We start from the raw sequence: 22,545 nt of genomic DNA, 5'->3' as shown, positions 1-22,545 counted from the left end.
CCATTAGAGTAACTCCTCCGGTACAATTTCATTCCTTATTAAATCTTTATAGGTTTCACGTTTTCTTATAAGTGCATATTGGTCACCTTTAACAAGAACTTCTGCAACTCTTGGACGACTATTATAGTTAGAGGACATACTGAATCCATAGGCACCTGCGCTCATAACTGCAAGATACTCTCCAGCAGATACTTTCTCAATTTCTCTGTCTTTTGCAAGAAAATCACCTGATTCACATATAGGTCCAACAATATCTGCTACTATTTTCTCTTTTTTCCCGGGAGTTACAGGTTGAATTTCATGATAAGAGCCATAAAGAGTTGGTCTTATGAGGTCATTCATACCTGCATCTACTATGATAAAGTTTTTCTGCTCTGTCTCTTTGGTATAAAGAACCTTTGTAACAAGGATTCCTGCATTTCCTACAATTGATCTTCCAGGCTCAATTATTAGTTTGCCTTTTTTATTTTTTACCAGAGGTATTAATACATCTGCCAGTTCCTTTGGATGAGGAGGTTCTTCGTCTCTGTAGGTTATTCCCAGTCCGCCTCCAATATCAATGTATTCAATTTCCATGTCATAGTTTGCGAGCTGGTCATAGAGAGAAAGAATTTTGTTCAAAGCCTCCACATATGCAGAAGTTTCTGTAATTTGAGAACCGATGTGTTTGTGAATTCCTATAACTTTTATATTTTTCATTGATTTAGCGAGTTTATAATAATCAAGAGCTTTTTCAATAGGGATTCCAAATTTGCTGCTTTTTAGTCCTGTAGCAATGTATTTGTGAGTTTTTGGGTCTATGTCAGGATTCACTCTTAAGGCAACTGAAGCTACTTTTTTAAGGTTTTTAGCTTTCTCATTAATTTTATGAAGTTCTGCTTCAGATTCTACATTGAACATAAGTATGTTATTTTTCAAAGCATATTCTATCTCTTCATCTGTTTTACCAACACCTGCAAAAACAATCTTGTATGGTTTTATTCCTGCTTTCAATGCTTTAAAAAGTTCTCCCCCCGATACAATATCTGCACCAATACCAAGTTCAGCAAAAATTCTCAAGATGGCAAGGTTAGAATTTGCCTTAACAGCATAGCATATAATATGCGGAACTTCACAGAAAGCTTCCTCATAGGCTCTTATGTGTCTTATTAAAGTGCCATAACTGTAAATATAAAGAGGAGTTCCAAATTTATTGATTAACTCCTTTACTGGCACATCTTCTGCATAAAGTTCTCCTTTTTTGTGGCTGAAAAAGTGCACAGTATCCTCCTTTTGAATTTTTATAAGATATAATATTATACTAATTTTTAATAAAGTAAGGAACAATCCTTTTTTGAGTTATCCTGAGGCATGGCTGAAGGCGATTCTTTATATTGGAAAGAGGCTGTTCTGTAGTTTATTGATTTTCAATAAATTACAAGTTTTTAAACAGTTTCTATTTATTACAAGGAGGAGTCAATGGGTAAGAATATTGTAGAGAAAATACTGGAAGCTCATATTGTATCTGGAAAAGTAAAAGAAGGAGAACTGATTGGCGTAAGAGTTGACCAAGTTTACACACAAGATGCAACTGGCACAATGGCATGGCTTGAATTCGAGGCTATTGGTTTGGATAAGGTAAGAGTGCCTCTTGCTGTCTCATATGTTGACCATAACATGCTTCAGAGCAATTTTATGAACGCCGATGACCATCTCTTTCTGAGAACCGCTGCAGCCCGCTTTGGAGCTTATTTTTCAAGGCCAGGCAATGGAATATGTCATCAAGTTCATCTTGAGAGATTTGCTGCACCTGGACTAATTGCCCTCGGAACAGACAGCCATACTCCTACGGGCGGAGGCATGGGAATGATTGCAATCGGAGTTGGTGGACTTGAAGCAGCCTCTGTTATGGCAGGAATGCCCTTTGAGTTTACCATGCCGAAAGTGGTAAAAATAAATCTCTATGGGAAGCTCAGAAGACCTTATGTGACAGCGATGGATGTTATACTTACTCTCCTTAAAATGCTCACTGTTAAGGGAGGTGTGGGAAAGATATTTGAATATGGTGGTGAGGGTGTAAAAGACCTCTCTGTCACTGACAGGGCAACAATTACAAACATGGGAGCAGAGCTTGGTGCAACAACATCAATTTTCCCAAGCGACGAAAACACACTAAAATTTCTCAAAGCTCAGGGAAGAGATTATCAATGGATTCCCCTTGAGGCCGATGAGGATGCTGAATATGCTGAGATAATCGAGCTTGACCTTTCAGAGATTGAACCAATGATAGCCCAACCTCATAGCCCTGACAATGTGGTTGCTGTAAGAGAACTTAAAGGTATGAAGGTTAATCAGGTCTGCATTGGTTCATGCACAAACTCTTCCTACAAGATGATGAAAACAGTTGCATCTATTCTTAAAGGAAAGACTGTAAATGAGGAGGTTACTCTTTTTATAAATCCCGGCTCAAAGCAGGTATATCAGATGCTTGCTCGGGAAGGCGATATTGAGGCAATGATTTCAGCAGGTGCAAGAATACTTGAATCTGCCTGTGGTCCCTGCATTGGAATGGGCGGAGCTCCTGGTAGCGGCCAAGTTTCAATTCGCTCCTACAATCGTAATTTTAAAGGTCGTTCAGGAACAAAGGATGCCTTTGTATATCTTGCATCACCGGTAGTATGTGCTCTTGCAGCATTAAATGGAGAGATAGTAAATCCCTTAGAGACAGACTTAGGAATAAATGAAGTTAGCGATCCGGAGACATTTTTAATAAATGATAATATGCTTATTCCGCCCCGCAAAGAAAAGGAGGCAAAAATAATTAAGGGACCGAACATAAAAGAAGTCCCCGTAAAAGCCCCCCTTGAGGAGAGCATTGAGGCAGAAGTTTTGCTAAAACTTGGTGACAATATAACAACAGATGATATTTTGCCGGCAGGAACGCAGGTATTGCCTTACAGGTCTAATATTCCAGAGATTTCCAAGTTCACATTTAAAAATCTCGACGAAACCTTTTATGAAAGAGCTATGAATGCGAAAAATAAAGGCGGCGGTATTATTGTGGGTGGTGAAAACTACGGACAGGGTTCATCCCGTGAACATGCAGCAATAGCACCAATGTATCTTGGAATAAAAGCTGTCATAGCAAAGTCTTTTGCGAGAATTCATCGAGCCAATCTAATCAACTTTGGAATCATGCCTCTAATTTTTACAAATCCAGAGGATTATGAAAAAGTAGAGCAGGGAGATATTTTAAAACTCAATGGCTTGATTGAAGCAATTAAAAGTGAACAGCAATATGAAGTTATAAACTTATCGAAAAAGAACTCTTTTAAGGTTTATTCGAACTTAAATGAAAGAGAAAGAGACCTTCTCCTAAGTGGCGGACTTCTTCCTTATGTAAGAAAAAAGGTAATCCAGTGACTTAGAACTGCTGTCCCAAATGGGACAGCAGTTTGTCACTTTTGTCCCTAATGGCACACCTTAATCTGTCCATTTTCTAATATTTTCAATAACTTATCTTTTGGCAAATATTTTGCAATTACTTCTTTTTTGAAAAATTATTCGTAGGAGGTTTACCATGCAAAAAATTTTAGTATGTTTTGATGGCTCAGAGTGGTCGAAAAAAGCTTTGAACGAAGCTATCAAGCTGGCACAAAAATTTGGTTCTCAGATAACTGTTATCTCGGTTGTTCCGAAAGTTTGTTTTTTAGAGATTGGGGTAGACTGTGCAACAGTTGAGGGGATTTTTAAGGCAGAATTTGAGGGAAACCTCAAAAAAGCACAGGAAATTTTAAATGAAAAGGGGGTGAAAGGAGAGACAATAATTCTTGAAGGTTCGCCTGCTGATGTAATTGTTGATTATGCCAAAAATGGCTATGATTTAATTGTTATTGGTTCAAAAGGTAAGGATGCAACAGAAAGAACACTTTTTGGAAGTGTCACACAAAAAGTGGCAGCAAATGCTACTCAATCAGTTTTGATAATTAGATAATAGGAGGAGGATAATTGTATGAAGCGATTTTTAACTCTTTTTACAGTAATTCTTGTTTTAACGGTTTTTGTCTCTACTGGTTTTGCTCAGAAGCCTGCTGAACAGAAAGCCGTTGAAGCTCCGAAGGAAGCACAGTCAGCAGAGACTGTTACAGTAAGCGTTGATAAAACAAATCTTTCAGGCGGAGGTAAACTTACAATCACTGGTAAAGTACCAGCTGGCAAAGATGTATACATTGAAGTCTGGGCTGAAAAAACTGTAAGAGCTGCAAGGCTTGACGCAGACCCAGATCCCAAAACTGGTAAGAGGCCATACATATTTTATATGACTGATGATATGCCCGCCTTTTACAGATTAATTGTTCCTGAAAAATATAAGCCCGTTTTAGAGGATGCTAAGGCAAAGGGTGGAAAGTGGAGTGTTTCTGAAGTTATAAAAAATGCCGGTGCCGATGCTGTTTACGGTTATCCTGCAAAGTTGAAAATTGATAGGTATCAGACGTCTTTGTGGGCAAGCATAATTGGTTCAAGAGGAACAAAGCTTGAACCAATGGATGAAAAAGAGAATAAGCGCAGGTCTATGCAGCTACTTAAAGCAAGATTTCGTAGCGTTGGTAACGTATTTTCTTCAAACTTAAAAATAGCAGAAGATGGCACATTTAAGGCTACAATTGAACTTCCAGCAAACACTGCTCCTGGAAAATATTTTGTCGTTGCAAAGGTTGACAAGGATATAAAGAGTGAACCGGTTGTAGTTGAAAACTCAGTTACATTTCCCAGTGTATATTTACCAAATGCTGGTAGGACTGTTAATGTAATATGGCCATTCCTTCTTACTGCGGCAATTACAACTTTTGGAGTTTTGATGGGTGCTGGTGGTGGATTTATTCTTAACCCGATACTTGTAATGTTTGGACTTCCTCATACAGTTGTAGCAGGAACAGTCATGCCAACAGTTCTTTTCTCCCAAGGCACAGGAATTTACAACTACTCAAAAATTAAATTTATCAACTGGAAGCTTGGAGTTACTCTCGGGCTTGCCATGCTTGCCGGAGGATTTATTGGTCCAAAACTGACGGAGCTTATAACCCTTGACCAGTATAAATTCCTTTTTGGATGGGTTCTTATAATACTTTCACTTCTTATGTTCTGGCAGACAACTCCAAGATACTTAGAGAAAAACAAGAAAGAACAGGCAATTCTTAAAGAGTTTAGAAAGAGAGCAGAAGAAGAAGCAAAGAAAAAGGCAGAAGGAGGTAAATAACTATGAAAATAGAATTTTGGGGACAGGAATTTAAAGTAAATCTTGCAATAGGTATTCCAGGTGCATTTCTTATAGCAATTGCATCATCTATGTTTGGCTTTGGTGGTGGGCCATTTATGGTTCCTCTCATGGCAGTTGGTTTAAGACTTCCCATGTATGTTATCGTGGGTAGCTCTTTGCTTGCCATATTCTTCAATACCCTTATGGGAACGTTTAGACATTATGGCTTTGGAAACTTTGACTTAATATTCTTCTTAATAATGTTTCCTGCGGCAATTCTTGGTGGTTATATAGGACCTAAGATTGCAAAGAAACTCAATCCTGTAATGGTAAAAAGGGTTGCTTGCGTCGGTCTCTTAATATTAGCCTTACAATTGCTTGGCGTATTTTAAAAGGGGTTTAACATGAAGAACTCAGTATTCAGCAACTGTGGAATGTGCTCCGTAAGATGCCCCATTCGGGTTGAAGTAGAAGACGGTAGAGTTAAATGGATAGAGGGGAATCCTTACGTTCCTGGCATGGAGGGAAGCCTCTGTGCCAGGGGCTCTGCTGGAATTGCCCTTCTTTATGACTCCGAAAGGCTTCAGTATCCAATGATTAGAACTGGCGAAAGAGGCTCGGGCCAGTTTAAAAGGGTAAGCTGGGAAGAGGCCTTCAAATACGTGGCAGACAAAGTCAAGGATATACAGGCAAAGTATGGTAAAAGAACCGTAGCCCTTTTAGACAGAGGAGCTGGTCTTTTCGGAGAAATGCAGAGATTGATTGTAAGAGGAATGGGTTCTCCCAATTACTTTAGTCATGACGACTTCTGCAGAAAAAATGTTGACCTTGCCTATCAAACTCTGCTTGGCTACGGTAGACCGGAGGTAGGATATGACTTTGCCAATACTAAACACATGGTATTCTATGGCAGAAATGCCATTGAAGCCTTAGGTGTTAGAGAGGTTAACAATATTGTTAAGGCTCTTGAAAACGGAGCAGATCTCACATATTTAGATGTGAGAGTATCAAAGACTGCAACAAAGGCAACAAGGTTCTATCAGATAAGACCAGGCACTGACTATGCCTTCAATCTTGCTTTAATTCATGTAATTTTAAAAGAAAATCTTTACGACAAAGACTTTGTTGATAAATTCTTTGATGGAACTGTAGAACTTGAAAACTTTGTAAAAAACTGCACTCCTGAGTGGGCTGAAAAGGAAACAGGAATTCCTGCCTATGAAATAGTTAACTTAGCAAAGGCTTTGAGTGCTGCAAAACCAAGAGTAATACTCTATCCCGGTTGGTTTTCTGCAAGGTATATGGATGCCTTCTATTTTGCCCGTTCTGTAATTATTCTTAATGCACTACTTGGTAGCATAGAGCAGAAGGGTGGTTTGATTCTTGCAAAGACACCAAAGGAAGTGGGAGCAAAAGGGTTAAACAGCCTACTTGAAAAAATTCCTGCACCTGAGGAAAAAAGAGTTGAGGCTGAGGCAGGTAAAGGATTTCTCTACGATGGAGCAGGACACATTCTCCATCTTTACAGAGCAATTAAAAAGGGCGAGCCCTATCCTGTGAAGGCTCTCTTTGTAGTTCGTTACGATCCCTTTGCAGGAATTACCCTAAAAGATATTAAAGAAGTCCTTGATGGACTTGACCTGTTAGTGGCAATAGACACCAACTATTCATCAACGGCTTGGTATGCCGACGTTGTATTGCCAGAGTCAACCTATCTTGAAAGAGATGACATGATAGGGCTTCAGAGAGGTGCAAAGCCTGCATTCATAATGAGAAGAAAGGCAATTAAGCCAATCTATGATACAAAGGGTAAATGGGAGATAACAAAGGGACTTCTATATGCCTATGGTGTTGGACAGTACATGCCCTTTGAAACCATTGAAGATCTTTGGAATTATCAGCTTGAAGGAACAGGAGTTAAGATTGAGGACTTCGATAAATCTGGACAGGTTGCTCTCTGTAAAGATGCTAAAATGTATTCAAGAGATGAGCTCAAATTCAAGACTCCTTCAGGTAAAGTAGAAATTCTCTCAAGCAAGATGGCTGAAAGAGAAGTTCCATTCTTCTATGAACATCAAACACCTGCAAAGCCTAACATTGAAGAGGGCGAGTTCAGACTTGTCTTTGGAAGAATGGCAGTGCACACCCATGTGCAGACCCATAACAACAGATATCTCAATGAGATTGTTCCTGAAAACGAACTCTGGATAAACGATAAAGCTGCAGCAAAACTTGGAATAAAGAATGGTGACTGGGTAGAGGTATCTTCTGGAGATTTTTCTGGGAAAATTAGAGCTAAAGTTACTCCGTTTATTCACCCAGAGGCTGTGTTTATGTATAGAGGATTTGAGAATGAAGTGCCCTGGAAGACCCGTTCCTTCGGTAAAGGACTAAATGAAGGTAGACTTCTTAGCGGAGCTTTTGACAAAATGGCACATGGAAGCCACACAGGTGCGCTTTTTGAAAACTTTGTAAGAGTGAAGAAGGCTTAAGGGAGGACAGATATGAGCATCTACTATATATATCAAGACCATGACCGTTGCATAGGTTGTTATGCCTGTGAGGTGCACTGTAAAACAAAAAATGAACTTCCCGTAGGACCGAGACTTTGTAGAATAATTGAAACAGATATAAAACTAATCGGAGGACTTCCAAGACAAAGATTTGTCTTTATGCCCTGTTTTCACTGTGAAGACCCCTGGTGTGTAAAAGCCTGTCCCACAGGTGCAATGCAGAAGCGTTCAAAGGATGGAATAGTTTTTGTTGAGCAGTCTCTTTGCGTTGGCTGTAAATCTTGCATTACGGCTTGCCCATGGGGAGTACCTCAGTGGAATCCTGAGACTGGCAAAGTTGTAAAGTGTGATTACTGTAAGGACAGGGTAGACCAGGGTTTGAAGCCTGCTTGTGTTACAAAGTGCACAACAAAGGCATTGAAGTTTGTCTCTGCTGATGAGGCTTCAAAACTCAAGAGAGAGAGGTTTGTGAAGGATACCTATGCTTCCCTCTACTAATGATAAACAGCTTATTGAGGTAGAAGAAGGAACAAAGATAATCAAGGGTAGCAATGTCATAATTACTACTCTTGACAAAGTCGTAAACTGGGGTAGGTCAAACTCTCTTTGGCCCCTCACTTTTGGTCTTGCCTGCTGCGCCATCGAGATGATGGCAGCAGGCGCATCCCATTTAGACCTTGACCGTTTTGGAATACTCTTTAGAGCCTCACCACGTCAGGCAGATGTAATAATCATAGCTGGAACAGTTACATACAAAATGGCACCTATTGTTAAAAGGGTTTATGACCAGATGCCAGAACCAAAGTATGTCATAGCAATGGGAAGTTGTGCATGCACAGGTGGAATATTTAATACCTACAGCACTGTTCAAGGTGCTGACCAGTTTTTACCTGTAGATGTCTATGTTCCTGGTTGTCCACCAAGACCTGAAGCATTGATGTATGGTGTGCTTAAATTGAAAGAAAAAATTATGAGGGAAGAAGGAAGATGGGGGAGACTGAAATAGAAAAAGTAAGTGACACAACCTTTGTTCTTCAGATGGGACCACATCATCCTGCTACTCATGGGGTGCTGAAACTTCTCTGTGAGTTTGAGGGTGAAAGGGTAATCAATATAAAGCCAGATGTTGGTTATTTACATAGAGGTGTGGAAAAACTCTCTGAAAGTAAGACCTATCCAGGTGCAATGACTCTTACAGACAGGCTTGATTACATCTCAAGTATGACCAACAATATTGGTTACTGTCTTGCCGTTGAGAGACTTATGGGAATAGAACCACCACCACGGGCAAAATTTATAAGAACAATGGTATCTGAAATGACCAGATTAAGTAGTCATCTTCTCTGGCTTGCTACCCATGCCTTAGACATCGGTGCAATGACCGTGTTTCTTTATGCATTCAGAGAGAGAGAGCAGATATTGCAGTTTTTTGAAAAAATATGTGGTGCCCGACTTACGGTTAGCTATCCAAGAATTGGAGGGGTAAGGGTTGATATAAAAGAGCATGTTCTTGATGAGATTTATAAGTTTATGGATTTAATGCTCATCAGAGTTGATGAATATGAAACACTTCTTACAGAAAACCGTATCTGGATTGCGAGAACTCGAGGGGTTGGAGTCATCGCACCAGAGGATGCAGTTCTATTAGGACTTACAGGTCCTGCTTTGAGAGGTTCTGGAGTTTACTACGATATAAGAAAACAAATACCATATGATGCATACAGCGAAATTGATTTTGAAGTACCTCTTGGAGAAAAAGGGGATACTTATGATAGGTATTTATGCAGAATAAGGGAAATGAGACAGTCTGTACTGATTGTAAAACAATGTATTGAAAAGATGCCAGAAGGAAAAATTTTATCAGATAAATCTCCTGATATTGATTTGCCCCATCAGGCAAAAAGAAAGATTGAACCAGGGGATTCTCTCTGGAATGGATTTATTGCATTTTCAGAGGAAAAACAGGAAATAATGCCCAAAGGAGAAATCTATTCAGCCATAGAAGCACCGAAAGGTGAGCTTGGCTTTTATATAGTGAGTGACGGTTCAGGAAGACCTTACAGAATGAGAGTTAGAGCGCCTTCATTTATTCACATATCTGCAATTCCAAAGCTTTGTGAGGGACATCTTCTTGCAGATGTAATAGCAATAATTGGAACTCTGGACATAGTTATGGGAGAGGCTGACCGATGAACAATTTACTGAAAAAGATACTCTTCATTGACCTAATTAAGGGATTATTAATTACTTTCAAGACAATTTTCACAACACCTGTAACAATAAGATATCCAAAACAGAAAAGACCTCTTGAAGATGGTTTCAGGGGAAGGCATGCCTTTGTTCGTGATCCTGAAACAGGGAAGGAGCGTTGTGTTGCCTGTACAAAGTGTGCTCAGGTATGCCCAAGCCAGTGCATATACATTGACTATTCAATAAACCCTGAAACAGGAGCAAGAGTTTTAACGAAGTATGAGATAGATGCACTAAGATGTATCTTCTGCGGATACTGCGAAGAAGTCTGTCCTGTAAATGCAATTGTTCTTACTGAGTATTTTGAGTATGCCTCTTACACAAGAGAGGAAAACTACTTTAACAGAGATAGACTTCTTATTAACTGGGATGAATTTATTGGACAGTATGAGAGAAAGGAATATCTGAATAAATTCTGGCATTTGCCTGGAATTGGTAGAGAGAGACTTCCCGTTGGTAAAAGACAGCCCAATCCAATCATTGGAAGGGAGGAAAGTCAATAATGGAGCCAGGTTCATACATACCTTACAAATATCTACCTGTTCTAATTGCCATGATATTTGCCACGGTCTTTGGCTTAGGAGGACTTATTGTTAATAAGATTGTCGCTCCAAGGAAATTTAATCCTATCAAGTTTATTGCCTATGAATCTGGAAACCCACCAAGTGGTGAACCAAAGGAGAGGTTTTATATTGGCTTTTTCCTTCTTGCCATTCTCTTTGTGGTCTTTGATGTGGAAGTCATTTTTCTCTATCCTTGGGCAGTTGCCTTTGACGCCATATCCCTTGAGGGATTTTGGATGATGATTATATTTATCTTGCTGATTTTTATTGGATATATCTATGAAATCTTTATGGGAGCACTCACATGGCACAGGAAATAGAGAGAGTTTTAGAGGAAGAGCCCTTAGTATCTGAGCCAAGCACTTTTTCTTCGTGTCATTCCGAGGGAGCGAGAGCGACCGAGGAATCTCTTAAGATTGCATATAAGTTGAAAGAGCAATTTCCAGAGGAAGTAATCGAAATAAAAGAGTTCAGAGGACAGGTTTCTGTAATTGTAAAGTCAAATAAAATTAAAGAGATTTTAAAATATTTAAAAAATCAACAGGGATTCAATCATCTTCAAGACCTATGCGGTGTTGATTATTCTCCTGAAAAACCAAGGTTTGAGATAGTCTACAATCTCTATAGCATTTGGAGAAGGCTTCATATAAGAGTTAGAGCAAAGGTTAACGAAGAGACTCCAGAATTAGATTCAGTTACAGATTTATGGGAAGGTGCAAACTGGCATGAAAGAGAATGCTTTGACATGTTCGGAATAAGATTTATTGGGCATCCAGACCTTAGAAGAATACTTATGCCTGAGGATTGGAATGGATATCCACTAAGGAAAGATTATCCCCTTAAGGGTAAAGAGCTTTGGAGAGGCTTTAGAGAGATTATTGAAAGTTCTTCAGTGGAGGAGAATAAATGATTGAGCTTCTCATAATGGTAATTAAAACAACAGTGGTCTTTGGAATAGTTCTTACCCATGTTGCTTACACAACCTATGCAGAAAGAAAGATAATCGGCAGAGCACAGGCAAGAATGGGACCTATGGAAGTAGGACCTCATGGACTGCTTCAGCCAATTGCCGACTTCATAAAAATATTCTTTAAAGAGGACATAGTTCCTATAAATGCTGAAAAGTTTATATTCCAAATTGCACCCCTTATTGTTTTAATCTTCACAATGATTAATCTTACAGTTATCCCTTTTACTTCTAACTTTATCCTTGCCGATTTAAATGTGGGCTTACTTTTTATATTAGCCTCTGCTTCAGTCTCTGTTTACGGAATAATACTTGCTGGATGGTCATCGAATAGCAAGTACTCCTTCCTTGGTGGACTTCGTTCGGCAAGTCAGGTTCTTTCCTATGAGATAGCTCTTGGACTAAGCCTTGCTGGAGTTGTTCTTGCCGCAGGCTCCCTCAATTTAAGAGATATAGTTATAGCCCAACACAATACAGCCTTAGGAGTCTATGCAATTCCGCAGATAATTGGTTTTGTTGTCTTCGTCATTGCTGCCTTTGCAGAGACTAACCGTGCACCCTTTGACTTACCAGAGGCAGAGACAGAGCTTGTAGCAGGATATCTTACGGAATACAGTGCCTTTAGATATGCTCTATTCTTCCTTGCTGAGTATGTTGCCATGTACATTATGGCTTCTCTATGTGCCCTCTGTTTCCTTGGTGGATGGACAATTCCAAAATTCATTACTGATATACTTCCATTCTTAGATAAAGTTCCAGGAATAATCTGGTTTGCTATAAAGGTGTATGCCTTCATATTCCTATACATCTGGGTTAGAGCAACATTTCCAAGATACAGGTTTGACCAGCTGTTAAACATTGGCTGGAAAGTGCTAATTCCTGCGGGAATTTTGAATATTATAATAATCGCTATATTCAAGAGGTTTGCATTATGATATATTTTATATTTGCATATTTTTGTCTTGCTACTTTAGGCATTTCCATAATGTCACTTACAAGAAAAAATCCTGTCCATGCAGTGCTCTGGCTTTTGCTTCTTTTTCTTCATGTGGCAGTTATATACTTGTTTCTTAATGCAGAATTTTTAGCTATGGTTCAGGTTATTGTTTATGCAGGTGCTATACTGGTTATGTTTCTTTTTACCTTGTTTTTACTTGGAGCGAGGCAACTTCCAAAGCATAAAAGATATACATCAATACTTGAAGGAAGATTACTTATTGGACTTTCTATAACTGCTACGCTATTAGCTGTTTTTTCATCTATTAAAGCTGAATACAGTGGAAAATATACAATAAAATACGTTCATGATGTGGGTAACACAAAAGCCATCGGTGCAATGCTTTTTAATGAATATTCTCTGGCTGTGCTCATTCTTGGAGTTATTTTACTCATTCCGATGATTGCGGTCTCGGTATTAGCATGGAGGAGAAAAGATGATACCTCTTGAAGCTTATCTCATACTTGCTGGATTAATTTTTAGTATGGGATTGATCAATCTCCTTATAAACAGAAATCTAATAATTGTTTTCGTATCGCTTGAAGTGATGCTTGCAGGAGTTAATCTTGCCTTGGTTGCACTCTCTCACTACATGAATGACATTAGAGGACAAGTGCTGGCAATATTTACAATAGCTGTTGCTGCAGGTTCTGTTGCTGTAGGACTTTCTCTCCTTATCGCTCACTTTAATCTGAAAAAAAGTGTGGACACAGAAGAAATAAGAGAACTTAAAGAGGAGTAAAGAATGATAGAGCTACTACCGCTTTTAGCTATATTAGTATCTGCTATAGGAGCTGTAATAATTGTTCTAATTGGAGAGAGGAATCCAAACCTGAGAGAAGCCACATCTGTAATAGCAGGAGTTTTAAAGTTTTCCTTTGTCTGTATGCTTATTCCTCCTTTTTTAAGAGGGGAAACTATAGGATTAAAAATTGCTACAATTTTACCTGGAATAGAGCTTTCCTTCAGGGTTGATGGATTGGGTTTACTTTTTGCCTTCGGCGCTTCATTCCTATGGATTTTAACAACTTTTTACTCAATCGGCTATATGCGAACTCTTAGAGAGCATGCTCAGACAAGATATTTTACCTGTTTTGCCCTTTCTCTAAGTTCTGCAATAGGTATTGCCTTTGCTGCAAATCTATTTACAATGTTTATCTTTTATGAAGCATTAACTATTGTAACCTATCCTCTTGTAGCCCATCACGAAGACAGAGAAGGACTTGAGGGTGGTAGACAGTATATTGTGTATCTCTTAGGTACAGCGAAAATTTTCCTATTTGCTGCCATAGTTATCACTTATATTCTTACAGGAACACTTGATTTTAGAAAAGGTGGAATCTTTGCGCCTGAAATCGTTGAAGAAAATAAACTTATTCTACAAATATTGCTTATACTTTTCATCTATGGGTTTAATAAATCTGCTGTGATGCCTCTTCATAGTTGGCTGCCTGCAGCAATGGTAGCTCCTACTCCTGTTAGTGCATTGCTTCACGCTGTTGCTGTTGTTAAAGCAGGTGTATTCACTGTTTCAAGAGTTTTGCTTAATATCTATGGAGAAGCAACGATAAAGGCAATCGGAATGCAGGATTTAATATTTTTCCTCACAGGCTTTACTATAATAATGGGCTCACTTATTGCTCTTACAAGAGATGATTTCAAAGCAAGACTTGCTTTTTCAACAGTGGCAAATCTTTCATACATAATTATCGGAGTTGCCATGTTTTCGCCTTTAGGAATAATGGGAGGACTTATTCATATAAGTATGCATGCTTTCTCTAAAATAACCATGTTCTTTGTGGCAGGCTCTGTTTATGTATCAACTCATGTAAAGAGAATAAGCGAACTTGATGGAATAGGTAAGGTTATGCCAATTACCATGTTTTCCTTTTTTCTTGCTACTTTGAGCATGATAGGAATACCTCTTTTTGCAGGCTTTATAAGCAAATATAATCTTGCGATGGGAGCTTTGCAGATAGGCAGACCCGAACTTCTTGGAATTTTTATTGCCAGTTCATTTCTTAATGCAGTCTATTTTCTTCCGATTTCCTATAAAGCTTTCTTTAGAAAACCATTACAGGAAAACAGATGGCAAAATGTTAAGGAAAACTACTTCTGTGCCATACCTTTGCTCATTACTGCTTTATTTACGATTATTCTTGGAGTATATCCAGATTTTCTCATGGAAATTATAAGGAGAGTGATGCAATGAATTATAAAAAAGCTCTCTATATTGCATGTCTTGTTGTGGTTATTTTAGAGGTATTATTTCTAAAGGTGATGCATCTTGGACACGGCTATTTTGAATTTGAAGAACTTCCTGCCTTTGGTGCATTGGTAGGTCTTTTAGGGACTCTCTTTATCATCATTGTTGCTAAGTCATTAAGTAAAGTAGTAACAAAGAAGGAGGACTACTATGACTGATTTTATTCATCCGGGAGTGGTTCTGATCTTCGGAGCTCTTTTGTTGCCAGCATTACCCAAGAATATGAGAGGACCCTACAGTGTTCTCATCGCTACAGTAGGCTTTTTCCTTACATTAATAGCCGAGCAGGGATTTTATGGTTATATGAGTTTGTTTGGTATGGATATATCGCCTCTTGTTAGGGTGGACAAACTGAGCCTTCTTTTTGCCTATATATTTAGTTTTATTGGTTTGATTGGGATAATCTATTGCTATCATATAGATGATTGGATTCAACAGTTGGCTGGACTTTTCTATACAGGTGCATCAGTAGGCGTTAGCTTTGCAGCAGATATTTTAAGCTTCTATCTTTTCTGGGAGATGTTGTCTTTTTGCGCGGTTTTACTTATCTGGTCTCAGAGAACAAAAGAGGCAACAGAGGCAGGCTACAGATACATTCTTGTTCATGTAGCGGGTGGTCTTTCCCTTTTTGCAGGCATAATGATCTATATCTCTCAAACAGGAAGTTTTCAGTTTGACTCCTTTATGAGCTACTCTGGAGAGCTTTTCTGGTGGCTTACTCTTATTGGCTTTATACTTTGCGCTGCGGTACCACCCTTGCATGCGTGGCTACCAGATGCCTATCCATCTGCAACAATTTATGGAAGTGTTTTCCTTAATCCATTTACTACCAAAGCAGCAGTTTACGCTTTAATAAGAGGATTTCCTGGAGCAGAGATACTGATATACCTTGGCTCTGTTATGGCAGTTTATGGTGTCATATATGCGTTACTTGAGAATAATCTAAGAAGACTACTTTCATACCACATAGTAAGTCAGGTTGGCTATATGGTTGCTGGAGTAGGACTCGGTACCATTACTTTGGGGCTTAATGGTTCAGCTTCACATGCATTCAACCACATACTTTATAAATGCCTTCTTTTCATGTCTGCAGGAGCAGTAATTTATGCCACAGGAAAGGAAAAGATGACAGAACTTGGTGATTTTGGAAAATATGCACCACTTACTGCCATAAGCTTTTTTGTAGGTGCTTTTTCAATTGCTGGATTTCCGCTTACTAACGGATTTATTGGAAAATCACCAATCATCTCTGCCGCAGGTGAACTCAAAAATGCCTTTGCCTACATTATGCTCAATGTGGCAACATGCGGAACTATTATAAGCATTATCTGTAAAATGGGATACTATACTTTCTTTTCAGAGAAAAAGGCAGACTATCAGGTCAAAGAGATTCCTTTAAATATGAAGATTGCTATGCTCACAACATCAGCACTATGTATATTAATTGGAATTTTCCCACAGTTCTTCTACAATTTCTTGCCATATCCAATAGATTATGAGCCTTATACAGTCCAGCATATTCTTGACACATTGGGAATATTCAGTTTTACAGGGCTTGTTTTTGCCATGTTTCTTAAGACACTTAAGCCAAAATCATATATCAATCTTGACATAGATTGGTTCTATAGGGTGGGGGCAAAATACTCATTAAAATCTCTAAATAAAACTGTTGTCCCTGCAGAGTATGGATTTATAAACAAAATATGGAGATGGTTAATAGACCGAATAATTTTACCTCTTTCATCCAAAATTATGGCTTATGAAGACAGAAAAATGAATGGGATACCTACTTTTATGTCCAATTTAGCAAAGACTATGAGTGATGGATTAGCAATTTTTCATACTGGTAAGATTCAGGACTATGCTTTTTATATGTTAAGTTTTATAGGGCTTGTGCTTTTGATATATCTTTTGTTTTAGGAGAGTAATATGGTAGGAATTGAATTAATACTAATATTTCCTTTGCTTGGTGCCTTTTTAATTTGGAAAATAGGTATCAGAAAAATTGTTAACTTAATTGCCCTAATGTCATCCTCGCTGTCGTTCATAATGGCTCTAATTTATTACCTTAATTTTGACAGAACAAAGAAAGGTTTTCAATTTTTAACTTCCTACGAATGGATATCTGCATGGCAACTTAATTTTACTCTTGGTTTTGACCATATAAATTCTCCCTTTGTTTTGCTTACTACCTTTATAACTTTGGCGATTATACTTTTAGCAACTAAGACAATAAAAGATAAAATTTCATCTTTTATGAGTCTTTTATTATTACTCTCTGTCTCAGTTAATGCTTTTTTCATGTCAACCAATTTCTTGCAGTTCTTTTTTTTCTATGAAGCTATGTTAATCCCGGCAGTTTTACTTATTCAGCGATGGGGTGGTGAGAATTCCTTTCAGGCTTCTATTAAATTTTTGATATATACTTTCGGTTTTAGTATATTTCTATTTCTTGCAATCATAGCTACTTACTATTACGGAGGAAGCTTCTCTTTTACATCTCTTGAAAATTTAAAAATAAGCGAGACTGCAAAACTATTGCTCCTTTTTGGTTTTATACTTGCCTTCTTTGTTAAAATTCCCATAGTTCCCCTTCATGGATGGCTAAAGGATGCCTACTATGAGGCAGCTATGCCAGTTACAATATTCTTGTCCGCAGTGCTTGGGAAAATGGGAATTTATGGAATCCTGAGGGTAATACCTTATTTTAATGATATTTTATCAGTCGTGAATCAGTGGATAATTCTTACTTGCCTTATTTCTTTTGTATACTCTGCTTTTCTTGCCTTAAACTCTAAAAACATTAAAGTTCTTTTTGCATATATGAGCCTCAGTCATGTGGGAATAATTACAGCAGGAGCTTTTACGGGTAATCTACAGGGATACCAGGGAGTTCTTCTTCAGAGTATAAATCATGGCATTCTTGCAGCAGCCCTTTTTTATGTAGCTGAACTTTTAAATAGAGAGACAAAAAGTTTTGATTTGGAAAAATTCGGAGCTCTTTCAAAAAGGGTTCCGGCTTTAACTTTTTTCACTTTTTCATTAATCATGGCAATGGGTGGATTTCCCGGACTTAATTACTTTAATGGAGAGTTATTACTCCTTAGTGGTATATTTAGGGAAAATTTATTTCTTGGTTTTATTGGTGTATTCGGTGTTGCTCTGGGAGTAGTTTATCTATCCTGGTTCTTTTATAGAGTATATCTTAGAAAGCCAGGAGCAGAGCTTTCTACCTATGTAAGGGATGTAATCTCCTGGGAATTATTTTTTTTGGCAATACTTCTACTTATATCCATCTACCTCGGATTAAATCCAGATTATGTGCTTTCTGGAGTAAATGAAATCGTAAGCTTTGGAGGTAAGGGATGATTCAGTACAAGGTTTTGATACCAGAAATAAGCCTGCTAATCTTAGCAATAATTTCCTTTTTTTATGGATTTATCAGTAGAAATTATAGAACAACCTATATTTTGAGTTTTTTAAGCATACTTACAGCTATAATATTATCGGTATTTAATTTTGGACAAAAGGAATTTACTTCGGAATTAATAAAAATTGACTTGTACAGACAGACCTTAAGGATTTTAGTCTTGTTTATAGGAGTTTTTATCATTGGATTATCCTACAGTGACCTTAAATTAAAAAGTAGTAAATCGGTAGAGTATGTTTTTCTGCTTCTTTTATCACTATTTGGAATGAATCTAATGATAGTTGCTAATGATCTTCTTATTCTTTATCTTGCTCTTGAGACTTTTTCCCTATCTCTTTATATTCTTGCAGGCTTTTACAGAAAGGAAAGTCTAAGTATTGAGGCTGGTATGAAATATTTTATTCTTGGAACTCTGTCTTCAATTATTCTTCTTGGTTCAATTGTTTTCTTTTATGCTCAAACAGGAAGCACATCTTATGAAACTTTTAAATTATTGAAGACAGAGAATTTAAATATCCTATTGGGTGTTGTTTTTTTAATCTCTGCATTTGCCTTTAAACTGTCTCTTGCACCTTTCCATGCATGGGCACCAGATGTATATCAAGGAGCACCCACTGCTGTAACAGCATTTTTATCAACAGCACCTAAAGTAGCAGTTTTTGGAGCTTTAATTAATATTTTTCTTTCAATTAATTTAAAACTTAACATTCAAGATTTGATAGTTATCATATCAGCTCTTTCAATGTTAGTTGGTAATGTTCTTGCTTTAAGGCAGAATAATTTAAAAAGAATGCTTGCGTATTCCTCAATTGCTCATGCTGGTTATATGTTTATGGCATTTTTACTTCCAGAGAAAGAACTTCTAATATCACTGATCCCCTATTTGATTGTATATGTTTTTATGAATCTCAGCGCTTTTGCTTTTATTATGAACATAAAAAATGGTGAAAGTATTCAGAATTATTTAGGAGTGGGAAGAAAAAATCCTCTTCTTTCTTTCTGCATTATAGTGATAATGTTTTCTCTTACAGGAGTACCTCCTACCGCAGGTTTTATTGTAAAATTTAATCTTTTTAAAAATCTTCTTTCTTATGGATACGGTTCATTAGTTTTTTTTGCATTACTAATGAGCATATTTTCCGCTTTTTACTATTTAAGACCAGTTTTTTATCTTTATAAAGATTCTTTAGTTATAGATATTTATAATCATCCTCTGAATAACAGCATGGCATTATCAGGAGCTTTATTGTTAATTTTTTTGGGACTTTTCCCAAATCTGTTATTAATTTTTTAAATAGTATAAAGAAATGGAGGGGATAAAATGAATGTAAAAAGATTGCTTCAATTTATTAATATTATGATTTTGCTTGTTCTTGCTGGACTTTTTATTCTGTCTTATTTTAATGAGAAGGGATTTCAGGAAAGAGTTGAAAAATTAACAAAAAAGGACATAATGCTCCTTGTTGCTTTAAATGATATGTATGCCCAGGGACTTCAGACAGGTCAGGCAACAAGAAATGTTTTTATTAATCCAAAGGATGAGCAGGCAAAGAAAAACTATCAAAAGGCGCATCAGGAATTTATGAAATCAAATGAAGCAGCTATAAAATTAACAAAAGGAGAAATGCAGGAACAATTGAAAACAATCCAACAAATGTGGCAGAAAGATCACTCTATGAAAATGGAAATTCAACAATTAGCAGAACAAGGTAAAAAGGATGAGGCAGTTAAGAAGATAGTTGAAGAGACAAAGGTATGGAGAGAAATAAAGGATATGATTTTCAAAATAACAGATACTCATCAGAAAGAATTTGAAAAAACTAACAAAGAAATTTCAGAGGTAAGAAAAAGAAATGCGATAATTTATTCAATTGTTCTTTTTATTTCTCTTGCAGGCTTGAGTGGAATGCTTTATTATTCATATAAATCCTATGAAAAAAATATGTCCTCAGCTTTAGGATGTTTTAATAGACTTGAACAGGGAGACCTTAGGGAGGAAAAAACACAAGCCTGTGATTTAATTGGAGATATATATCAGAGAATTACAAAAAGTTTAAGGGCAACAATAGGTAAAATCAGAGAAGTGGTAAAAAATACCAATACCATGGTTGCCTCTCTTTCAAAAGAGACAGATGATTTAGAGAAAAACTCTCGAGAACAGTTATCGCGTATAGACCAGATGGCATCTGCCTCTACAGAGATATCGCAGACAATAATTGATGTAGCTAAAAATGCAGCTCATGCTTCTGATTCAGCAAAACAGGCAAATGAAACTGCTGAAAAAGGCAAGACTGCAGTGGATAAAGCAGTAAAGGCTATGATAGATATAGCTAACTCAATCAAAGCAGCTGCTGGCACAATTGAAGAACTTGGACAAAGTTCACAGGAAATTGGCGAGATTGTGCTTACCATAAAGGACATTGCTGATCAGACTAATCTTCTTGCTTTAAATGCAGCAATTGAAGCAGCAAGAGCAGGTGAGCAGGGAAGGGGCTTTGCGGTTGTTGCCGATGAAGTTCGCAAGCTTGCAGAACGCACTGCGAAAGCAACAGAGGAGATTGCTGACAAGATTAGAAATATTCAGTCAAAGTCAGACGCTTCTGTAAATGCAATGAATGCAAGCAGTTCTCAGGCAGAAGGAGGAGTCGCTTTAGCAAATGATGCAATGCGCGCTCTTGATGAGATTGTATCTGCTACAGAAAAGGCAATGGATATGATACAGAGAATTGCAGTTGCTACAGAAGAGTTGTCTGCAACAAGTGAGGAAATTGCACAAAATATGGATACTATAAGGGAAAACATTAATAATACAGTAAAAATGATTGAATTTGTAAGAGATATTACTACTAAATTGTCTGCAGAGACAAAAGCTCTTGATGAGAGCGTTGAATATTTTAAAGTTTGAGTAAACCTCTCATCCCACACCCCACCCTCCTTTAATAAGGGCTTGGATATAGGATTTCCAAGCCCTTATTAATTTTTATTCTTCTTCAGATTGTGTGAGAAATCCGTGATGTTTCATCTTAGTGCGAAGTTGTTTTCTTGAAATGCCAAGTATTTCAGCAGCTTTTGTTTGATTCCATCCTGTGGAATTTAATGCTTTAAGAATCAAAGCCTTCTCAACTTCAAGAAGATTGAAGGTATTTTCTTTAATAATAGTCCATCCAGTGTTTTCCTGTATTCTTCTTGGTAGATGTTTTATAGAAATTAATCCTGAAGGTGAGAGCACAACAGCTCTCTCTATGACATTTGCCAGTTCTCTTATGTTTCCAGGCCAATAATAGTTTATAAGAGCATTCATAACTTCTGGCTCAAGTTGAGGGATAGGTTTGTTGTTTTCCTTTGAAAATTTATTTAGAAAATGATTCACAAGCAAAGGAATATCTTCCTTTCTTTCTCTTAGTGGAGGTAGATTTATTCTCACAACATTCAATCTCCAGTAAAGGTCTTCTCTGAATGAACCTTCCTTAATAGCTTTTTCAAGGTCTTTGTTTGTAGCTGAGATTACTCTTACATCCACTTTGATTCTTTGTGTGCTTCCAATTCTCTGTATCTCTTTTTCCTGAAGAAATCTTAAAAGTTTTTTTTGTAAAAGCATTGGTAATTCCCCGATCTCATCAAGAAAAACAGTGCCTTCATTGGCAAGTTCAATAAGTCCTGTTTTTCTCTCAGTAGCTCCTGTAAAAGCTCCCTTTTCGTGTCCAAAAAGCTCACTCTCAAGTAGATTTTCAGGTATTGTGGTACAGTCAACTATAATAAAGGGTTTAGATTTTCTAAGAGAATTTTTGTGTATTGCCCTTGCTACAAGTTCTTTACCTGTGCCTGATTCGCCTGTAATAAGTACATTGGCGTTACTTTCTGCAACCATCTGCATTATATAAAATATTTCCTGTATTGTTTTACTTTTACCAATTATTTCTGGAAAGGGGGTTTCTATTTTTTCTAATTTTTGAATTCCCTTTGATTTTTCAATGGCTTCTTTTATCACATTTAAAAGCAACTCTGTGTCTACTGGTTTTATCAAATAATGATAAGCACCAAGTTTCATTGCTTCTACTGCTTTTTCAATTGTTCCATAGGCTGTAAGCATTACAGTTGGAATTGACATTTCACAGTGTTTGAGCCATCTTAATAAATCTATTCCATCCATTCCGGGCAATCTGTAGTCAAGAAGAATACACTCAATAGTGGTAGTTTTAAGAACTTCCATTCCCTCTTCAGCAGTAGTTGAGGTGAAAACAGTATATCCTTCTTTCCTAAGAATTGCTGAAATAGCTTTCAAGGCACTTATCTCATCATCTATGTATAGAATATTTGCCATAT

General features: G+C 37.4%; 22 protein-coding genes. 20 read left to right on the top strand and 2 right to left on the bottom strand.

Annotated features, from left to right (window positions below):
• Positions 1–3: 3 nt before the first annotated feature.
• On the bottom strand, positions 4–1,260 hold the full coding sequence (gene lysA / locus THEYE_RS05615; protein WP_012545292.1) for a diaminopimelate decarboxylase: 1,257 nt from the start codon (positions 1,258–1,260) through the stop codon (positions 4–6).
• A 198-nt stretch (positions 1,261–1,458) separates the two neighbouring features.
• Between lysA and THEYE_RS05610 the strand changes: the two genes are divergently transcribed.
• The 20 genes from THEYE_RS05610 (at position 1,459) to THEYE_RS05515 (ending at position 21,127) form a co-directional block, all read left to right on the top strand.
• Positions 1,459–3,402 (top strand): aconitate hydratase, encoded by a 1,944-nt coding sequence (locus tag THEYE_RS05610; protein WP_012545950.1) that lies wholly within the window; start codon positions 1,459–1,461, stop codon positions 3,400–3,402.
• 157 nt (positions 3,403–3,559) lie between these two features.
• Positions 3,560–3,973, top strand: coding sequence for a universal stress protein (locus THEYE_RS05605; protein WP_012546154.1), 414 nt, complete (start codon positions 3,560–3,562; stop codon positions 3,971–3,973).
• An 18-nt stretch (positions 3,974–3,991) separates the two neighbouring features.
• Positions 3,992–5,236 carry a sulfite exporter TauE/SafE family protein gene (locus tag THEYE_RS10595; RefSeq protein ID WP_012545007.1) on the top strand — a complete coding sequence of 415 codons (1,245 nt, stop codon included), beginning with the start codon at positions 3,992–3,994 and terminating at the stop codon, positions 5,234–5,236.
• 2 nt (positions 5,237–5,238) lie between these two features.
• Positions 5,239–5,628, top strand: a complete 390-nt coding sequence (locus tag THEYE_RS10590) for a sulfite exporter TauE/SafE family protein (protein ID WP_012546829.1) — start codon at positions 5,239–5,241, stop codon at positions 5,626–5,628.
• A gap of 12 nt (positions 5,629–5,640) precedes the next feature.
• On the top strand, positions 5,641–7,728 hold the full coding sequence (locus THEYE_RS05590) for a molybdopterin-containing oxidoreductase family protein (protein WP_012545814.1): 2,088 nt from the start codon (positions 5,641–5,643) through the stop codon (positions 7,726–7,728).
• Between the two features lie 12 nt (positions 7,729–7,740).
• Positions 7,741–8,247, top strand: a complete 507-nt coding sequence (locus THEYE_RS05585) for a 4Fe-4S dicluster domain-containing protein (protein WP_012545501.1) — start codon at positions 7,741–7,743, stop codon at positions 8,245–8,247.
• Positions 8,231–8,755, top strand: coding sequence for an NADH-quinone oxidoreductase subunit B (locus THEYE_RS05580; protein ID WP_012545381.1), 525 nt, complete (start codon positions 8,231–8,233; stop codon positions 8,753–8,755). The genes THEYE_RS05585 and THEYE_RS05580 overlap by 17 nt, the downstream gene beginning before the upstream one ends.
• On the top strand, positions 8,737–9,942 hold the full coding sequence (locus THEYE_RS05575; RefSeq protein ID WP_012545708.1) for an NADH-quinone oxidoreductase subunit D: 1,206 nt from the start codon (positions 8,737–8,739) through the stop codon (positions 9,940–9,942). Before THEYE_RS05580 ends, THEYE_RS05575 begins: the two co-directional genes overlap by 19 nt.
• A complete protein-coding gene (gene nuoI, locus THEYE_RS05570) occupies positions 9,939–10,502 on the top strand; it encodes an NADH-quinone oxidoreductase subunit NuoI (protein WP_012546584.1) in 564 nt (187 codons plus the stop codon). The genes THEYE_RS05575 and nuoI overlap by 4 nt, the downstream gene beginning before the upstream one ends.
• Positions 10,502–10,882: an NADH-quinone oxidoreductase subunit A gene (locus tag THEYE_RS05565; protein ID WP_012545140.1), complete on the top strand. Its 381-nt coding sequence runs from the start codon at positions 10,502–10,504 to the stop codon at positions 10,880–10,882. The genes nuoI and THEYE_RS05565 overlap by 1 nt, the downstream gene beginning before the upstream one ends.
• Positions 10,867–11,472 carry an NADH-quinone oxidoreductase subunit C gene (locus tag THEYE_RS05560; RefSeq protein WP_012546804.1) on the top strand — a complete coding sequence of 202 codons (606 nt, stop codon included), beginning with the start codon at positions 10,867–10,869 and terminating at the stop codon, positions 11,470–11,472. Before THEYE_RS05565 ends, THEYE_RS05560 begins: the two co-directional genes overlap by 16 nt.
• The gene (gene nuoH / locus THEYE_RS05555; protein ID WP_012545198.1) at positions 11,469–12,464 is read left to right on the top strand and encodes an NADH-quinone oxidoreductase subunit NuoH; all 996 of its coding nucleotides are present in this window, start codon (positions 11,469–11,471) and stop codon (positions 12,462–12,464) included. Before THEYE_RS05560 ends, nuoH begins: the two co-directional genes overlap by 4 nt.
• Positions 12,461–12,976, top strand: coding sequence for an NADH-quinone oxidoreductase subunit J family protein (locus THEYE_RS05550; protein ID WP_012546215.1), 516 nt, complete (start codon positions 12,461–12,463; stop codon positions 12,974–12,976). Before nuoH ends, THEYE_RS05550 begins: the two co-directional genes overlap by 4 nt.
• Positions 12,963–13,268, top strand: a complete 306-nt coding sequence (gene nuoK, locus THEYE_RS05545) for an NADH-quinone oxidoreductase subunit NuoK (protein WP_012545269.1) — start codon at positions 12,963–12,965, stop codon at positions 13,266–13,268. Before THEYE_RS05550 ends, nuoK begins: the two co-directional genes overlap by 14 nt.
• Positions 13,269–13,271: 3 nt before the next feature.
• Positions 13,272–14,738: a monovalent cation/H+ antiporter subunit D family protein gene (locus THEYE_RS05540; RefSeq protein ID WP_012545971.1), complete on the top strand. Its 1,467-nt coding sequence runs from the start codon at positions 13,272–13,274 to the stop codon at positions 14,736–14,738.
• Positions 14,735–14,950, top strand: a complete 216-nt coding sequence (locus THEYE_RS05535) for a hypothetical protein (RefSeq protein WP_012546651.1) — start codon at positions 14,735–14,737, stop codon at positions 14,948–14,950. The genes THEYE_RS05540 and THEYE_RS05535 overlap by 4 nt, the downstream gene beginning before the upstream one ends.
• The gene (locus THEYE_RS05530; protein ID WP_012545738.1) at positions 14,943–16,712 is read left to right on the top strand and encodes a Na(+)/H(+) antiporter subunit D; all 1,770 of its coding nucleotides are present in this window, start codon (positions 14,943–14,945) and stop codon (positions 16,710–16,712) included. Before THEYE_RS05535 ends, THEYE_RS05530 begins: the two co-directional genes overlap by 8 nt.
• A gap of 9 nt (positions 16,713–16,721) precedes the next feature.
• Complete coding sequence (locus THEYE_RS05525) at positions 16,722–18,161, top strand: complex I subunit 4 family protein (RefSeq protein ID WP_012545513.1); 1,440 nt, start codon at positions 16,722–16,724, stop codon at positions 18,159–18,161.
• Positions 18,158–19,516: an NADH-quinone oxidoreductase subunit N gene (locus THEYE_RS05520; protein WP_012546600.1), complete on the top strand. Its 1,359-nt coding sequence runs from the start codon at positions 18,158–18,160 to the stop codon at positions 19,514–19,516. The genes THEYE_RS05525 and THEYE_RS05520 overlap by 4 nt, the downstream gene beginning before the upstream one ends.
• 27 nt (positions 19,517–19,543) lie before the next feature.
• Positions 19,544–21,127, top strand: coding sequence for a methyl-accepting chemotaxis protein (locus tag THEYE_RS05515; RefSeq protein WP_012545005.1), 1,584 nt, complete (start codon positions 19,544–19,546; stop codon positions 21,125–21,127).
• Between the two features lie 75 nt (positions 21,128–21,202).
• On the opposite strand, the gene THEYE_RS05510 is transcribed toward THEYE_RS05515, so the two are convergent.
• On the bottom strand, positions 21,203–22,543 hold the full coding sequence (locus tag THEYE_RS05510; RefSeq protein ID WP_012546410.1) for a sigma-54-dependent transcriptional regulator: 1,341 nt from the start codon (positions 22,541–22,543) through the stop codon (positions 21,203–21,205).
• Positions 22,544–22,545: the final 2 nt, after the last annotated feature.

Source organism: Thermodesulfovibrio yellowstonii DSM 11347 (genome assembly GCF_000020985.1).
Taxonomy (GTDB): domain Bacteria; phylum Nitrospirota; class Thermodesulfovibrionia; order Thermodesulfovibrionales; family Thermodesulfovibrionaceae; genus Thermodesulfovibrio; species Thermodesulfovibrio yellowstonii.
Note: the sequence above shows the minus strand (reverse complement) of the source record. Positions and strands in the feature narration are given on the sequence as shown.

Bases quoted from the DNA above. Each gene is read 5' to 3' on its own strand.
- THEYE_RS05610 (WP_012545950.1), top strand. From the start codon at position 1,459: ATGGGTAAGAATATTGTAGAGAAAATACTGGAAGCTCATATTGTATCT.
- THEYE_RS05605 (WP_012546154.1), top strand. From the start codon at position 3,560: ATGCAAAAAATTTTAGTATGTTTTGATGGCTCAGAGTGGTCGAAAAAA.
- THEYE_RS10595 (WP_012545007.1), top strand. From the start codon at position 3,992: ATGAAGCGATTTTTAACTCTTTTTACAGTAATTCTTGTTTTAACGGTT.
- THEYE_RS10590 (WP_012546829.1), top strand. From the start codon at position 5,239: ATGAAAATAGAATTTTGGGGACAGGAATTTAAAGTAAATCTTGCAATA.
- THEYE_RS05590 (WP_012545814.1), top strand. From the start codon at position 5,641: ATGAAGAACTCAGTATTCAGCAACTGTGGAATGTGCTCCGTAAGATGC.
- THEYE_RS05585 (WP_012545501.1), top strand. From the start codon at position 7,741: ATGAGCATCTACTATATATATCAAGACCATGACCGTTGCATAGGTTGT.
- THEYE_RS05580 (WP_012545381.1), top strand. From the start codon at position 8,231: ATGCTTCCCTCTACTAATGATAAACAGCTTATTGAGGTAGAAGAAGGA.
- THEYE_RS05575 (WP_012545708.1), top strand. From the start codon at position 8,737: ATGGGGGAGACTGAAATAGAAAAAGTAAGTGACACAACCTTTGTTCTT.
- nuoI (WP_012546584.1), top strand. From the start codon at position 9,939: ATGAACAATTTACTGAAAAAGATACTCTTCATTGACCTAATTAAGGGA.
- THEYE_RS05565 (WP_012545140.1), top strand. From the start codon at position 10,502: ATGGAGCCAGGTTCATACATACCTTACAAATATCTACCTGTTCTAATT.
- THEYE_RS05560 (WP_012546804.1), top strand. From the start codon at position 10,867: ATGGCACAGGAAATAGAGAGAGTTTTAGAGGAAGAGCCCTTAGTATCT.
- nuoH (WP_012545198.1), top strand. From the start codon at position 11,469: ATGATTGAGCTTCTCATAATGGTAATTAAAACAACAGTGGTCTTTGGA.
- THEYE_RS05550 (WP_012546215.1), top strand. From the start codon at position 12,461: ATGATATATTTTATATTTGCATATTTTTGTCTTGCTACTTTAGGCATT.
- nuoK (WP_012545269.1), top strand. From the start codon at position 12,963: ATGATACCTCTTGAAGCTTATCTCATACTTGCTGGATTAATTTTTAGT.
- THEYE_RS05540 (WP_012545971.1), top strand. From the start codon at position 13,272: ATGATAGAGCTACTACCGCTTTTAGCTATATTAGTATCTGCTATAGGA.
- THEYE_RS05535 (WP_012546651.1), top strand. From the start codon at position 14,735: ATGAATTATAAAAAAGCTCTCTATATTGCATGTCTTGTTGTGGTTATT.
- THEYE_RS05530 (WP_012545738.1), top strand. From the start codon at position 14,943: ATGACTGATTTTATTCATCCGGGAGTGGTTCTGATCTTCGGAGCTCTT.
- THEYE_RS05525 (WP_012545513.1), top strand. From the start codon at position 16,722: ATGGTAGGAATTGAATTAATACTAATATTTCCTTTGCTTGGTGCCTTT.
- THEYE_RS05520 (WP_012546600.1), top strand. From the start codon at position 18,158: ATGATTCAGTACAAGGTTTTGATACCAGAAATAAGCCTGCTAATCTTA.
- THEYE_RS05515 (WP_012545005.1), top strand. From the start codon at position 19,544: ATGAATGTAAAAAGATTGCTTCAATTTATTAATATTATGATTTTGCTT.
- THEYE_RS05510 (WP_012546410.1), bottom strand. From the start codon at position 22,543: ATGGCAAATATTCTATACATAGATGATGAGATAAGTGCCTTGAAAGCT.